This is a genomic window from Mesorhizobium sp. WSM4808, from assembly GCF_055811675.1.
This window is the reverse complement of record NZ_JBVVQX010000026.1, coordinates 13,358-25,480: the sequence shown is the minus strand read 5'-3', so window position 1 is coordinate 25,480 and position 12,123 is coordinate 13,358. Positions and strand designations below refer to the sequence as shown.

Here is a 12,123-nt window from a genome sequence, read left to right as displayed (position 1 = left end):
AGCCGGCTGAACTGCTTCAAGTCTTAGTTTCCAGACATCGCCTTCAGATTGGCGGCGTAGGCGTCGACGTCATCCTTGCCGATGATCTTGGTCGGGATGATGATGAGGTTGCCTTCCGGGATGCCCGACTTGTCGCCCTTGAGATAGGCCGCCATCAGCTTCATGCCCTGATAGGCCCATTCGAAGGGCTGCTGAACGACGGTTGCGGCAACGGTGCCTTCCTTGACGCCGCCCAGCGTGATCGGATCGTCATCGAAGCCGACGACGGTGATCGAGCCGAGCTTGCCGGCATCGCGCAGCGCTTCATAGATGCGCGGCGTGTTGTAGGAGTAGAAGCCGACCATGCAGGTGACGTCGGGGCTGGCGACCAGCGCGTCCTCGACGTTCTTCTTGGCGCGCGCCTGGTCGATGTCGTCGCCGCGCACGTCGATCAGCTCGATCTTGGTGCCGGCGAGGCCGTCCTTCATGCCCTGGATGCGCTCCTTGGCGTTGTCGGCGCCGAGCAGGCCGACGAAGCCGAGGCATTTTCCGCCATTGGGCATCGCCTTCTTGGCAATTTCGGCCGCCTGCTTGCCGGCATCGACATTGGACGAGCCGATATAGGCGACGCGCTTGGTCTGCGGTGCGTCCGAGTCGGTGGTGAACAGCGCCGTTTCCGAGGCGATCTTGTTCAACCCATCGGTCGAGGTCTTGGGATCGACGGCCGAGACCATGATGCCCTTGACGCCTGCGGTCACCAGATCGTCCATCAGCCGCTGCTGGATGGCGACCGAGGACTGCTCGGGATATTTGAGCTCGAGCGTGTAGTCGGGCAGTTCGCCCTGCGCCTTCTTGACGCCGGCTTCGGCGGCCTTCCAGAAATCGGAAGCGCCGTTGACGACGAAGGCCAGGGTCGGCTTGTCTTGCGCGCGCGCGATGGCCGTGGCCGACAGGCCAAGCAGCAGCGCGGTCGCGGCTACGGATGCAGTTCGTATCAAGGATTTCATGTTCAACCTCCCGTTTGGCTCAGTCGTTGGACCGGCCGATCTTGCATTAACCTGATTTTGGCACTGACCTGATTTGCCGTTTGCAGCGTGGACGACCTCCTCCTCAAAGGGGTTCCCGGCACCGAAGGAATGGCGTCGTTCCAGCCACGATCATGGACCTTAGAGACTCATCCTTCGTTCGTAAATAGTCCGATTTGTCTGACATATCACATATCCGAGACAAGGCTTGCGGAGCTAGGATCCGCTCGCCACCGGGCCATTTTTCGCACTCTCCCGCCGCCCCGAACCCACCGGGCCGTACGCGACGGATTGACGGTACAGCGCATTTTTGTATTAGTAAACAGTATTAGTTCCGAGCCAATGCCGGGGTTTCGCGGTGCGCCCGCCGCCGAGCCGTGGTCACCGCTAGCCCGCCGCCCAAGCCTTTCGCCCTTTGAGTTTTGGCTTGTATGGAGATCCACGGCGGATGGACCTCCAGAATGCTAATAGTTATAAACGGCCTGGACGTTATCTCTATGCATCGACGGCGTCACGCCATCTTGCCGGCCTGACCGGCCTGCCAGACTGGGATTTGCCATGAGCGAGACGACGGATACGGCAATCGACACGGCGAGGCGGCGCAAGGCGCCGGCCAAGGGCGCCAAGGGCCGCGTCACCATGATCGATATCGCCAGGGCGGCCGGCTGCTCGCAGGCGACCGTCTCCTTCGTGCTCAACAACTCGCCAGGGATCAAGCTGTCGCAGCAGACCCGCGAACGGGTGATCGAAACCGCGCGGACGCTTGGCTACGCCGCGCCCGCTTTCGAGGCCCTTCACCCGACGTTGCCTGCCTTCGGGGGGCCCGCCTTCGAAGGGCTGGACGGGGTGATCGGCTTTGCCGTCGACCAGCTCGCCACCAGCCCGGAAGCCGTGGTCGCCATCGAGGGCGCGCGCCAGGCCTCGTGGAATGCCGGCAACGTGCTGCTGGTGGCGCAGACGCTGGGCGATGCCGTCATGGAACCGCGCGCCATTTCGGCGCTGACCAAGCGGGGCATTTCGGCGCTGATCTACATGACCATCTTCACCCGCGAGATCACAGCGCCCGACTACCTCTACGGTCTCGACATCCCGGTGATCCTGCTCAACTGCTATACGGCGGACTATGCCTTCCCTGCCGTGGTGCCGAGCGAGATCGCCGGCGGCCAGAGTTCGACCCGCCATCTGATCAGCCACGGCCACCGCCGCATCGCCACCATCACCGGCGAGCCGTGGATGCAGGCGGCACAGGACCGGCTAAAGGGCTACCGCCGCGCGCTCGCCACCGCCGACATCCCGTTCGACGGCGAATTGGTGGTCGAGGGCGACTGGTCGGCCAGCGCCGGCTACGCCGCGACCGTCAAGCTCTTGGCGCTCAGGGACAAGCCCACCGCCATCTTCTGCCAGAACGACCGCACCGCGATCGGCTGCTACGAGGCGCTGAAGGAAGCCGGCCTGCACATTCCGGGGGACATTTCCGTCGTCGGTTACGACGACGAGGAAATCGCCCGGCATTTGTTCCCGCCGCTGACCACCTCGATCCTGCCGCACATGGCGATGGGCCAATGGGCGATCGAACAGTTGGAGGCGCCGGTCGTGGCTGGGCGGGGGCGCTATCCGATCACGAAGCTGGAGTGCCCGCTGGTGGAGCGGGAGAGTGTGCGGGGGGTGGGGGAGTGACTGCCAACCCCGACCGCTATCGCCCACCAGAGATAACTCTAAGGCGCGTCGCGGCTAAACGGATTCAGACGACGCGCTTTACAGTAAGCTGATCCGGCGGCTGCCCGAATCCTTCCTTCGTGAAGTTGACTTTGGCGTCTTCGCTCATTGTCATACCAAGGTAAGCACGACGTTGTTGACCAGATCAGTGATGACGTCGTCCGCCTGAGATTGCTGGATAGTCACCTGTGAGGGGTGGGCCGCCATGTTCCTCTTCTTCAGCTTCTCTCGAAGGATTTCGGTGGTGTTCTTGGATATCAGCGAGGCCGTTTGACAGATGTCGACAACCTCTGCCTCCTTCAGCTCCTCGAAATGCTCGATGGATGAGATCGAGATGCCGGTCTTCTTAGGGAAGCGCCGAGTGATGGCAGCATTGAAGTCCGTAAGACGTGCCGCGTTGGCAAGGATCCATCGTAGGAGATGATCGAACGCGAGGTTCCACGACATGACGATGCAGGCGCGGAACGCCTCCGCTCGGTAGCAGGCCAGCGCTTCCCGCAGGAAGGCCCGTTCGGCGATATCCGGTAAGCGGTCAGGAAGATCGGACAGAAGCTTGCCGACCTGTATGACGGTCTGATGCACGCCGTATTTCTTGTCGAGATCGAAACGCACGTTGCGCGCCAGCCGATATCTGCTTCGCTCCTTGAGGAGCTCCGGCGGCTTCGTGGCGGCCATGCGCGGCAGGTACACCGAAACGTCTGGTGACGTCAGATGAAGCTGCTTGAAGCAGGCTCTGATGGCTTCGTTGTCGAAAGACGCCAGCGTCCTGTGGACGTGGAGATACCATCCGAAGACCTTGATCTTGTCCTTCGCCGAAAGCGCGTCGAATCCATCGACCTGCTGCACGAAATCAGCAAGGAGCATCAATCGCCGCCCGAGAGCATCGTTTCGACCTCGGCGATGCCCAGATGGTTGATGGCGTAGTGTCCCTTCTCGGGCGAGGTCATCAATTTCGCGAACTTCAGATCGCGCAGCGGCTGCGAAAAATCAGGGATGTTCACCGACCATTTAAGAGTCCGAAATCCCGTATAGATGTGTGCGGCCGTCACCGCCGGCGTCTCCCGGTGTTCCTTGAACCAGGCGGCTATGAGCAGGTAACGCTTAACGTTGCTCTTGGGATTCGCCCCATGCACATAGCTTGCGAGAGACGTCGCGGATGTCATGTCGAGTTCGAGGACTTCCGGGGCAGGCTTGGCGGCGCGCTGCACTTTCGGCCGCAGCGCTCGCACAGGCGTATCGATCTCCACGACCTCGGCTTCTTCCATATCGTCCTCCGCGTCGATCTCGGCCTCTCGGGCGACCGCCTTGACGCTCGGACCGGCGATGCGCTGGGTGGTCACGGGAGCGGATGTCTTCAGGGCGTTTTGGATCGCCTGGGTGATCTGTCCGATGTCTCCGTCGGCGATCTCCGCTTCGACCATTATAAAGCGTATCTTGGAGGTTCCGCCGGTCTTTCCTGTCATGCCCTTGGCCATGCAATTCTCGCTAGATTGATGCAGGGGAATCACTGCAACCAAGGTATCTGGTTCTGGCCAACTTACAGCATCTCAAATCCTTGCTCTTCACAGATACTTCACAGGATTCGACGCGCATCCTGCGATTTTTTTGCGCCCCCCGTTTTCGGACGACTGACAGATCAATAGGCGCGCTAAAAAAAGACCGTCGAGCATGGCATTTAAATTGCGATGCTTCGCCTCCAGTTAGACTTGGTCGCCCGCACCGCAATTCCACTAGATTTCTTATCTGAGGCCGACAAAGTACATATTTGCGAGCCATGCGAACCGGCGAGATCACAAAGCGATCTGAAGGTTTCAATTCACGTCGCCACGCGAAAATATTAAAGCTCAGCCGCGAAAGCGCCCCAGAGCTACAAATCCATCAACTAACTGACTTCGTTAGATGTTATGGAAACTAGCGTCCGCAACCAAATTGACACTGAGCGGCCATTTCACGCGGATGCCAAGCCGGCATGGTTCATATGCCAAGCCATTCGCAAGGATGGCAAGCGTCAGTAATCTGGCGCACCCGACAGGATTCGAACCTGTGACCTCTGCCTTCGGAGGGCAGCGCTCTATCCAGCTGAGCTACGGGTGCTTTCAGGATCGACGATCCGGAAAACGAACCAGCCGGTGAACCGGCAAGTCACGGCTTCTTAGCGGAAGCCGGGGCGGGCTTCAACGGGCAATCGGAGATTGGCGGCATCGGTGGCTCGGGACAGGCTGATTAGGTTCGCGTTCCGATCACCCCGTCGCATTCAGCCTGACTGGGGCATCAACTCGCCTATAGGATCTTCTTTTCCAAAGCACGGGAAATTGAACTTGCGATTAAGTATCGATCTGTTTCAGCTTGAAACGCGGAGGCAAGTATTCGAAGACGACCTGCGTCCTTAACGCTGTAAGCAACACCCACATCCATGGCCCGCTGGATCGCTCTTAACCCCCAGTATTGGACAAAAGGTTGCTTCGCGATTTCGACAGCCTCAATCAGTCCGCTGATATCAACCGCCTCTGGAAATGCAAAAGCATATGCAATAGCCCCCAGCTGCTCGCCAGCCTCCTTGCTTCGTAGAGCTTCATTGTGCTGCGGCCAGTTTCTCCCAAGCCTGCTGGCTTCCTGCAGCATCTGACCAAACAACTTGTCCATGGCGGCAGTCCGAGCCGGCCCTTTCGGCATACTCCCTCTAACTGCTGCATAGTCCTTCGCCAAGTCCACTAACCGTTGGGCCGACCCACCTCGGTTTGTGGCTTCGAAACCGTGTTCAGCTCCGGAAAGAAGCGCCATATCTTGCGACCGAAGGGCAATCTTGGACGCGGACGCGACCTCGTCCTTCGCTTCTTGAACCTCTTGCTTGAGTTCACGCAACTCCGTTTCAATCAAGCCTGGAATGGATATCTTGGAAACGATCGGAGAGAGCCATGGGACGATCGCCACTATGATCAGAGCAACGCTAACCGAATCTATGCGCTCGAAAAGTGCTGGGAACGCTATGCGAAGCACTATGGCAATAAGCGCTCCGGCAGTAATCGCTATGCGAAGCCCACTATGTGAGGCCGCAGTGGTTGTCGTCGCTTTTGGTCCCATGCATCCCCTCAAAACATGCGCTCTTAGCCAGCCATGGACGGGCCTTAGTTCACCAATAGCATATTATCCAGCTGTATTTGTCTCGCTGACAGGATCAATTATCAGACATACATATTGCTCCTAAACTAGCTTCATTGAGCTGCGCAACCGTTCGTAGGAATGGTCAATTAAGCTGCGAACCAGCCGGTGAACCGGCAACTCACGGCTTCTTAGCGGAAATCGAGCGGGCTCAGCCCCGCACTGTGCCCACTTCACTCCCCCGCCTTCACCGTCCGCCGTCCGCGCACCGCCCGCTTCGGCTTCTTCGCGCCCGCCAGCTCGTGCATCGCATCCAGCTGCATCTGCTGCATTTCGGCCAGGCGGGTCCATTGGCGCGAGATGAGGTAGTCGAGTTTTTCGTGCAGATGGCGCACTTCCAGCTCGGCCTTGAGGTTGACGCGGTAGTCGTTGAAGGAGCGCAGGCGGTCCTTGGACTCCTGCCGCCGCTGGCTCATCATGATGATCGGCGCCTGGATGGCGGCGATGCAGGAGAGCAGCAGGTTGAGCAGGATGAAGGGATAGGGATCGAAGGCGGCGCTCATGCCTTCGAGCAGGTTGATGCCGATCCACACCAGCAGCACGCTGCCGAACGAGATCAGGAACCACCAGCTGCCGCCGAAGGCCGCCATGTTGTCGGAGACGCGGTCGGCAAAGGTGCGGTGCTCCTCGAATTCTTCTTCCGAGTTTTCGGAAATCGTGTCCTGCCTGGCGATCGATTCGACCACCTGGCGGTCGAGCTCGGAAAATTCGCCGTGCTCCTGCTGCAGCAGCTCCTCCATGTAGCGCATGCGGTAGCGGCCGAGCTCGGCGCGGCTGATGCGGGCGCCGGCCGGCAGGTCGGGATGGTCCGACCGGATGCGGTCGGCGAGGCTCGGGCGCAGCGTGTCGATGCGCACCAGGTCGCGCTTGCGGAATTTGCGGCCCGAGATCGCCGACGGTTTTTTCTTCGGCTTGCCACGGTGGGCGCCGGGACCCGCAGGTTCGGAGTCCGGCACTTCGGGCGTGTCGAAGTGCTCGTCCGATACCGGATCGGCCTCCAGCTCGCCAATAATCGGGGCCTCGAAATATTCGCCGCCGCTGTCTTGCTGGTTGTCTTCCGGTTGCTCGGGCGTTTTGGGGACGGTGCTCATGGTGGGCTCCTGAGGGTGCTGGGCGACGATAGACAGAGGTGGCGGCCCATAGCCAGCGCTGGGCGCGGATTTCGCGGGCCGGACAAGTGGTTTTGATCGGGGAGGCGATGTGGCTGGCGGCGGCTCGCCCTCAGGGCGTGTGGAGACGTTCGAGATTGGCCGAAGCCTCACCAACTTCGTCATCCACGGGCGGAGCGGGAGCGAAGCGGACGCGTAGACCCGAGGATCCATGCCGGGACGTTTGTGGAGGGTGCAGCGGAGCAGAATTCGGCACCGCTGCGGCGCTTTGAAGTCGCGGCATGGATCCTAGGGTCTGCGCCGCGTCGCTTCGCTCCTTGCTCCGCCCTAGGATGACGAAGCGATGGATGTCTTCGCTAAACGGCGCCAGGGCTGCGGGAGAAGGCGGCGCGGCGGCGGGCAACAAAAAACCCGCCTTGCGGGCGGGTCACGTTTCCAGTGGGTCAATTGGCGCGACTCAGCACCATACCCAAAACAGTAGCATAACTGCCCTCATCGGTCAAGAAAAAATTCCTATCCGTCACCGTGCTCACCCAGACGCAAACCGCCCCGCGTCCCACTACTGCTCGGCGAACATCAGCCTGGTCTTGGCGCCGTCCATGGTCGGCGACAGGCTGCGCTGGATCAGCGCCTCGACATGGTCGTTGCGCTGGCGGGCTGAGTCGGCGCCCATCACCACGACGATCAAATTGCGGCCGTCGGCGTTGTAGGAGGTGACGATGTTAAAGCCCGAGGCCCTGATGTAGCCGGTCTTGATGCCGTCGACGCCGCGCACGCGGCCGAGCATGTCGTTATGGCCGCGCACCAGCCGGCCGCGGAACATGAAGTCGCTTTCGGAGAAATAGTGGAACTGCTGCGGAAAGCGCTGACGCAGCGCCATGCCGAGCACCGCCATGTCGCGCGCCGTGGTCATCTGGCCACCGTCGGGCAGGCCCGACGCGTTGCGGAAAATGGTGCTGGTCATGCCGAGCTGGCGCGCCCTGGATGTCATCATGGCGGCGAACTGATCCTCCGAGCCGCCGAGATATTCGCCGACCGCCACCGCCACGTCGTTGGCCGATTTGACGACGATGGCGCGGATCGCCGAATCGACATCGATGCTTTCGCCGCGCCGGAAGCGCATCTTGGTCGGCGGCTGCGAGGCGGCATGGTCCGACACCGGGATCTGCGTCTGCTTGCTGACGCGGCCGGACTCCAGCGCCTCGAACAGCAGATAGAGCGTCATCATCTTGGTCAGCGAGGCCGGGTAGCGCTGCGCCGTCGAGCTGACCTCGAACAGCTGCTTGCCGGTCCTGGCGTCGACGACGATGGCCGCATATTTCTGCGCCGGCGCCGGCACGGCCAGCACCGAGTCCGGCGGCGTCGTGGCGCAGCCGGCAAGCAGCACCAGCAGGGCGAGTGCCGCAAAAAATCTCTGGATGAGCGGAAGGGGGTTGTACAAGGGCAAGTCTGTTCTGGGGTCGGCTGTTGCTGAGATGCGGCGAAGCTAACGTAACGCATGTGATGCGTCCATTTGGTTAATGGCGGCAGCAAGGCATTTGCCCAGGTTTGCGCATATTTTCAGAGCTTGGCGCCACCCCTCATCTGGCTGCCGCCATCTTCTCCCCGTGAACGGGGAGAAGGACGCTCTCCTCGACGGGTTCGCCAACCGCCGGCGTCGCAGAGTGAACGCCAACGCCGCGGCATCTCCCTTCTCCCCGTTCACGGGGAGAAGGTGCCGGCAGGCGGATGAGGGGCAGCGCCGGCGTCGGCTATCGGCCCCGCCGAGCATCTGCCCCGAAAACGCCGGTTTTCCCGTGTCTTTCCTTGCCAGGGCCGCGTTTCCCGTGGGAAGGGGCGTGGTATCTCAGGGCTTGGGGGCTTGGCATGACGAATATCGGGGCCGGGGGCGCAGCGCCCTCGCTTATCAGGGCATCGCTCAGCCGCACCGGCAAATGGGCCGGCAGTGTCGCCTTTATCGGGGGTGCCGTATCAGACATCCTCAATCCGCTGGCGCCGTTCGCCGCCTATATCGCGCTGATCGCCGCGGTGGCTGCGGCTATCATCGCCATTGCCATCGTGCTCAGGCTGGTGCTGGCGGCCAAGGCACTGCCGGCCTTGATCTTCGCCACAACAGCGGCGGCCGTCGCCGGCGGCGTCTACGGCCTGCAGCAGCAGACCAACGCTCAGAACGGGGTGATCGCAAGCCTGGTGCCGGCCATTGCCGGGCTGCAGCAGTCGATGGGCATCGTGTCCGAAAAAGTGGCCAGGATCGAGCAGACCGTCACGCAAACGCAAAAGACGGTCGAACAGGTCAAGCAGACGACCGACACGGTGGCGAAAAAGGCCGACGAGATCGCCTCGACCCAGCAGCAGCAGACGCAGCAGACGGCGGAAGTGCAGAAGACCACCGAAGAGGTGAAGAAGCAGACCGAGACGCTGGCCGCCGGCCAGGCGCAGCAGCAGGCCCAGACCGAGAAGCTGCAAGAAACGACGCAGCAGATCGCCGCCTCGATCGACACCATCGCCAAGGGCTTTGCCGCCTTGGCCGCGCAAGGCGGGGCGATTGCCGAGCCGAAGCGGCCGGACGAATTCTACCACAATGCCCGCGTCTACGAGTTGTCCGGCGACATGCTCAATGCACGGCGCTCCTACCTCGCCTTCGCCGGTTTCGATGTCGACGCCATCGATCCCTACACCCGCTTTGCCACGCTGCTTCGGGTGCAGGACGGCAAGGCCGGCGCCCGCGAAGTGTTCGGCGCGCTTGCCGACAAGGGCAAGGCGCTGTCGATCAAGCTCGTGCATATCCAGCAGTTCGACGACGCCCAGCGCCTCGACAAGCTCAACGCCTTCATCGCGGCCAATGCGGATTTCGCGCCGGCCTATTTCCTGCTGGCGCAGGAGTTTTCCGAAGACCGGCTCGGCGCCCAGACGCTGGCCGACAAGCGCAACGAGGCCAAGGCACTGACCCAGTTCACGTCCTACGAAAAGGATGGCGGGCTGCTCAAATATTTCGTCGACCAGACGCAGCTGGCCGACTGGCTGGACCGCAGCCGCAGCCGGCTGGCGGCACTCGGCGACGTGCTCGATCCCGCCCGCTTCGTGCCTTCGCTGACGCCGATGCGCTCCAACCAGGGCTGGTCGATGACCATCTCGCTGCCGGAGCCGGCGACCGCCATCTCCTGGCGCATGGGCGACAGCGGTCCGTTCACCGACACCGGTTTCCTGGCCATGAACGACCAGACGACCGGCAAGCCGATGGCCAATCCGAGCTTCGAGATGCCCGACAGCACCGTGGCGGGGATCATCGCGATCAAATATCTCGATATCAGGGGCCGTGAGACCGGCCCGTTCGACATCCGCTTCGACCCCGAGACAGCACTCCAGCAAGGCAACAAGCAGATCCTCGACCAGTTCTGGACCTCGTGGATCGCCTTCGATGCCAGCGGCAATCATGGGCTGGTCTATTTCACCCAGATGCTGTCCTACCGCTGCGCCATCAAACAGGTGCATTACAGCCTGAACGGCGCGGCGCTCGACAAGGAGATCAAGATGCCGCCCTGCGACAAGAAGGACCCTTACGCCATCCCCTACGACTACCAGCCCTATTTCAAGGTCGCCGACAGCGTGAAATCGATGTCGGTGCAGGTCACCTACACCGACGACACCAAGTCGCCGATACGGGAATACAAGCGGCAGTAGCTGCGCTCACCCTCCCCCTTGTGGGAGGGTGAAAGGGCGCTGATGCAAAATGCCTGCCGCAATGCTTGCGCAAGTGCCGCCGAACAGGCCAGTTTGCGCCTGCAGAATCGGTGAGAGCACAATGACCATCCACACCATCAAGGCCCGGGGCATTTCGGTTTCGCTCGACCTCACGGTCGGCCATATCGCCGACATGGTCGTCGAGGGTGGCGGACGACAGCTGAAGCCGCTGCATCGCGCGCCCTGGGTCGATGCGGGCGAGACGCTGCCGGACAATCTGCCGGAAGGTACGGTTCGGCTGTCCGGCGATTTTCTCTGCGCGCCGTTTTCGCGCAGCGATGTCGAGGAGGCGCCGCTGCATGGCTGGCCGGCCAACAGCGCCTGGGATGTGGTCGAAAGTGTCGCGACCGACGATGGCTGGGGCGCGGTCTATCGCCTGCGGCACAAGGTGATGGGCGCCAGCGTCGACAAGATCCTGACGCTGCGCGACGGCCATCCCTTCCTCTACCAGGAACATGTGTTTTCCGGCGGCCATGGTGCGATTTCGGTCGCGCATCACCCGATGACGGCAATGACGGGCGGCGGCAGGCTGGCCTTTTCGCCGAAGCGGTTTGCCGCGACGCTGGACGACCCGCTGGAGCCGGATCCCGCACGCGGCCGCTTCCTGCTGGCCTATCCGGCACGATCCGCCGATCTCGGCCGTTTTCCCGCCGCAGGCGGCGGTACGCTCGACCTGACGGAATACCGCATGGGCGACCTGCGCGAGGATTTCCTCACGCTGGTCGAGACGGATCATGGCGGACCGGGCTGGACCGCGCTTGCGCGCCAGGCCGAGGACGATCTGGTGCTGGTGCTGAAGAACCCTGCCGAGCTGCCGATCACCATGCTGTGGTTCAGCAATGGCGGGCGCGACTACGCGCCCTGGAGCGGTCGCCACCTGGGCGTGCTCGGCATCGAGGACGGCCGCGCCGCCGTCGGCCATGCCGCTTCGATCGGCGACAACTGGCTGAAGCGCGAAGGGGTAGCGACCGCCTTTGCGCTGGGCGAAAGCCAAAGCGTTTCCTTTCGCCATGTCATCGGCGTCATGCCGCTGTCGGGCGGCGAGCCGCCGCAGGAGGTCACGACGGCGGATGGCCGCATGCGGCTGACGGCCAGTGGCGCGGCGCGGGAGGTTCCCTTCGACAGCGATTTCCTGCGTATTGGCCGGCCAGCGGCTGCCTGAACGAACAGCACAGCTGACTTCTGTTCGTTCAAGGGTTCCCATCAATTGCCAAAGTTGGCGCCGCCCCTCACCTGCCTGCCGGCACCTCTCCCCGTATAGTGACGGGGAGAGGGGTGCTCTCATCACCGGTTTCGCCAACTACCAGCGTTACAGAGTAGGCGCCGAGATTGCGGCTGGCCCCTTCTCCCCGTCACTATACGGGGAGAAGTGCCCGGCAGGGCGATGAGGGGCG

The 12,123-nt window shown here is 62.1% G+C and carries 9 protein-coding genes and 1 tRNA gene; 3 read left to right on the top strand and 7 right to left on the bottom strand.

Translation table 11 applies throughout. The features are described from left to right. Positions 1 to 23 precede the first annotated feature (23 nt). Complete coding sequence (locus tag AC0L2U_RS30855; RefSeq protein ID WP_292141238.1) at positions 24 to 986, bottom strand: sugar-binding protein; 963 nt, start codon at positions 984 to 986, stop codon at positions 24 to 26. A gap of 576 nt (positions 987 to 1,562) precedes the next feature. Here AC0L2U_RS30855 and AC0L2U_RS30850 point away from each other — a divergent pair. Beyond that, positions 1,563 to 2,681: a LacI family DNA-binding transcriptional regulator gene (locus AC0L2U_RS30850; protein ID WP_473603179.1), complete on the top strand. Its 1,119-nt coding sequence runs from the start codon at positions 1,563 to 1,565 to the stop codon at positions 2,679 to 2,681. A 150-nt stretch (positions 2,682 to 2,831) separates the two neighbouring features. On the opposite strand, the gene AC0L2U_RS30845 is transcribed toward AC0L2U_RS30850, so the two are convergent. The 6 genes from AC0L2U_RS30845 to AC0L2U_RS30820 all read right to left on the bottom strand — a co-directional run bounded on the left by AC0L2U_RS30845 (position 2,832) and on the right by AC0L2U_RS30820 (position 8,429). Then, a complete protein-coding gene (locus AC0L2U_RS30845) occupies positions 2,832 to 3,584 on the bottom strand; it encodes a hypothetical protein (protein WP_473603178.1) in 753 nt (250 codons plus the stop codon). Further along, positions 3,584 to 4,195, bottom strand: a complete 612-nt coding sequence (locus tag AC0L2U_RS30840) for a hypothetical protein (protein WP_473603177.1) — start codon at positions 4,193 to 4,195, stop codon at positions 3,584 to 3,586. The genes AC0L2U_RS30845 and AC0L2U_RS30840 overlap by 1 nt, the downstream gene beginning before the upstream one ends. A gap of 542 nt (positions 4,196 to 4,737) precedes the next feature. Beyond that, a tRNA-Arg gene (locus AC0L2U_RS30835) sits at positions 4,738 to 4,814 on the bottom strand. Positions 4,815 to 5,000: 186 nt separating this feature from the next. Beyond that, positions 5,001 to 5,801, bottom strand: coding sequence for a hypothetical protein (locus AC0L2U_RS30830; protein ID WP_292460494.1), 801 nt, complete (start codon positions 5,799 to 5,801; stop codon positions 5,001 to 5,003). A 251-nt stretch (positions 5,802 to 6,052) separates the two neighbouring features. Next, complete coding sequence (locus tag AC0L2U_RS30825; protein ID WP_473603176.1) at positions 6,053 to 6,970, bottom strand: DUF1003 domain-containing protein; 918 nt, start codon at positions 6,968 to 6,970, stop codon at positions 6,053 to 6,055. Positions 6,971 to 7,547: 577 nt separating this feature from the next. Continuing rightward, on the bottom strand, positions 7,548 to 8,429 hold the full coding sequence (locus tag AC0L2U_RS30820) for a D-alanyl-D-alanine carboxypeptidase family protein (protein ID WP_473603175.1): 882 nt from the start codon (positions 8,427 to 8,429) through the stop codon (positions 7,548 to 7,550). A 425-nt stretch (positions 8,430 to 8,854) separates the two neighbouring features. On the opposite strand from AC0L2U_RS30820, the gene AC0L2U_RS30815 reads away from it, so the two are divergent. Both AC0L2U_RS30815 and AC0L2U_RS30810 read left to right on the top strand, forming a co-directional pair. Continuing rightward, a complete protein-coding gene (locus AC0L2U_RS30815; RefSeq protein WP_473603173.1) occupies positions 8,855 to 10,669 on the top strand; it encodes a methyl-accepting chemotaxis protein in 1,815 nt (604 codons plus the stop codon). Positions 10,670 to 10,790: 121 nt separating this feature from the next. Further along, entirely contained in the window at positions 10,791 to 11,891 is a 1,101-nt protein-coding gene (locus AC0L2U_RS30810) for a hypothetical protein (protein ID WP_127808308.1), read from the top strand. Positions 11,892 to 12,123: the final 232 nt, after the last annotated feature.